The sequence below is a fragment of the Ruminococcus sp. N15.MGS-57 genome, from assembly GCF_000980385.1.
In the GTDB taxonomy this organism is placed as follows: Bacteria; Bacillota; Clostridia; order Oscillospirales; family Ruminococcaceae; genus Hominimerdicola; species Hominimerdicola aceti.
The window spans coordinates 1-2,255 of record NZ_LARF01000082.1 but is presented as its reverse complement, the minus strand read 5'-3'; the positions used below and the strand labels follow the sequence as shown (position 1 = coordinate 2,255).

At 40.1% G+C, this 2,255-nt stretch carries 2 protein-coding genes; one reads left to right on the top strand and one right to left on the bottom strand.

All coding sequences use genetic code 11. The annotated features are described in order from the left end of the window. Nucleotides 1-77 precede the first annotated feature (77 nt). Nucleotides 78-1,760, bottom strand: coding sequence for a DUF6583 family protein (locus WS40_RS10310; RefSeq protein ID WP_046442130.1), 1,683 nt, complete (start codon nt 1,758-1,760; stop codon nt 78-80). A 213-nt stretch (nt 1,761-1,973) separates the two neighbouring features. Here WS40_RS10310 and WS40_RS10305 point away from each other — a divergent pair. Next, the coding region (locus tag WS40_RS10305) for a transposase (RefSeq protein WP_046442127.1) at nt 1,974-2,255 on the top strand (282 nt) is incomplete at its 3' end.

The following is a 2,255-nucleotide window of genomic DNA, read 5'->3' as shown; positions in this document are numbered from 1 at the left end:
TTTCCCAAAAGCAGGAAATCTCGACTCTTTGAGCGCTGTTTTTTTACAACGCCTTAATTTTTTATCTATTATGCATTTTATGCATTTGCACTCAGATCATAATCTGACATATCAATATCAGAGAGATCGTAGTCATCATAATCATCATAATCATCATAATCACCATAGTCATCATAATCTGACTCAAGATCACCCTCTGCATTTACAAGCATATTGTAGACCTCGTCACCAAGAACTTTCTTTACATTAGCAACAAATCCATCACTGTCACAGCCTGCAAGGTATGTATTCATCTGATCGTCATTTGTCATGTCATAGATCTTGTCGCCTGACGGAACAGTGATGTCAGAAGCCTCTGTCTTATTTCCTGTAACTGCCATTGTAACAAACTGCTTGCCGTTCATGCCAAACTCAACAGAAAGGTCAAGCTTATCAGCAGTTGAAGCAGAAGCAAGCTCTACCCAACCTGATACAGCCTGAGAATCAGATGTACCATTCACATCAAATCTGATAGTACCTGAGAATGCGTCACCCTCTTCTTTAAGGTCTTTGAGAGTCACCTCAGCTTCCATTGTGTCAAAGTTTATGCTCGGTGAAACTGCCATGGTAGGCTCAAGGGAAAGTCCACCGTCAGCAGAAGTCATGTCAGCGTCTATATCTGAATCAGCCGCAGTTTCCATTTTCATTGTGAACTTGCCATTTGTAACACCGTCAACAGTATTTGCAGAACCCTTGAATGATGCACTGCCCTCATCGCTCATGTTAAGGCTAAAATCAACAGCCACAACGTCGTCCTTAAGAATGGTGTAAAGAGTTGCACCCTCGCCGTCTTTTTCAAAGCTAAAGCCCGCAAAATCATCACCGCTGTAGTAAGCGTTAAATGTTGCAGTTTCGTCAAGATTATCACTTGCAAAAAGTGAATCCATAGAATCAGCATACTGTGAGATTATATCATCATATGACATACCAAGCTCTTCAGCAACACCTGACTTGCTGAACATATCTTTAAGCGTAGCGTCGTCCTTAGCCTTGTCAAGAACAGCCTTAAAAGCAGCCTTTACATCATTGCCTGAGATAGTGTATTCCTTAGTTGTATAGCTGTACTCATTTCCGTCAATGTCACCAGTCTTTTTCTCGCCGTCAACAGGCTTAGGGAAAGAGTTCTCTATAACCTTCTTGTATTCCTCCAGATCCTTTTCAAGTGCGTCAGTATCAAAATCAACATCAGCGCCTTCAGCAGAATCAAAGAGAGAATCAAGGTCAATGCCCTGTGAAGAAAGCTCACTGCCTACCTTGTCTTTAAGGCTGTCAACGTTAACCATAAGATAAGCGTCAGAAAGCTCAGGTATCTGAACATAAGCCGACTTGTTATCTCTAGAATATACAGCATTAGCAGACACAAGATTATTCCCGCCATATGTCAGCGAAACATCTGCTGCTGTGTTGCTTCCCTTCTGCTTTGTAACAGTTGTCACAGAAATAGGCTGTAAGCTAACACCTGCCTCCTCTGTGAAGCCCTCGCCGAATGAAACAGTAGCCGTTGCGTTGTAAGCAAAATCAAGTTCGCCCTTGATAGCCTTTTCAGCCGTGCCAAGAGTGTTGTTTATATTATCTGCCACCTGAGTAAGCTTAGCCTTGCCGCCCTCAGTTTTACCATCATTACTGTCTTTATTTACAAAATAATAGCCAAGACCTGAGCCAACTATGCTGAGACCCAAAACGCCTGCCAATACAGGTGTAAGCACCTTATTTTTTACCATTTTATTTCCTCCTTAAAGAAACTCATGTTTCTGTTCGTATTTAAAATATAACATACTTTTAACAATTTGTCAATAGACTAATATATTACAAATCAGCTACAAATGTCCCTAAAATAACAAAAAAGGGGCTGTAAAAAAAGTCCCCAAGAAAAAAGGCTGCGATCTTGCCAAAAAGCAAGACAGCAGTCTTTTTTGTGGTATAATTAAAGTATCATGAATAACCAACCACAAGAATATTATACACCATATCAATTAAAATTTCCAATAGAAATTGAAAAAATAATTGAAACAACTGACCCGGTATATACATTTTGTGAAGTGATGAATCATATTGACCTGAGTAAATACCTGACGACTGAGGACCGCAGGACAGGCCGTCCAAGATATGAAGAAGAAACTTTGCTGAAAGTAATACTGTTTGCATTTATGGAAAACGGATACGAATCATTGCGAAAAATAGAAAAACTCTGCAAAACCGATATTCGCTTTATGTGG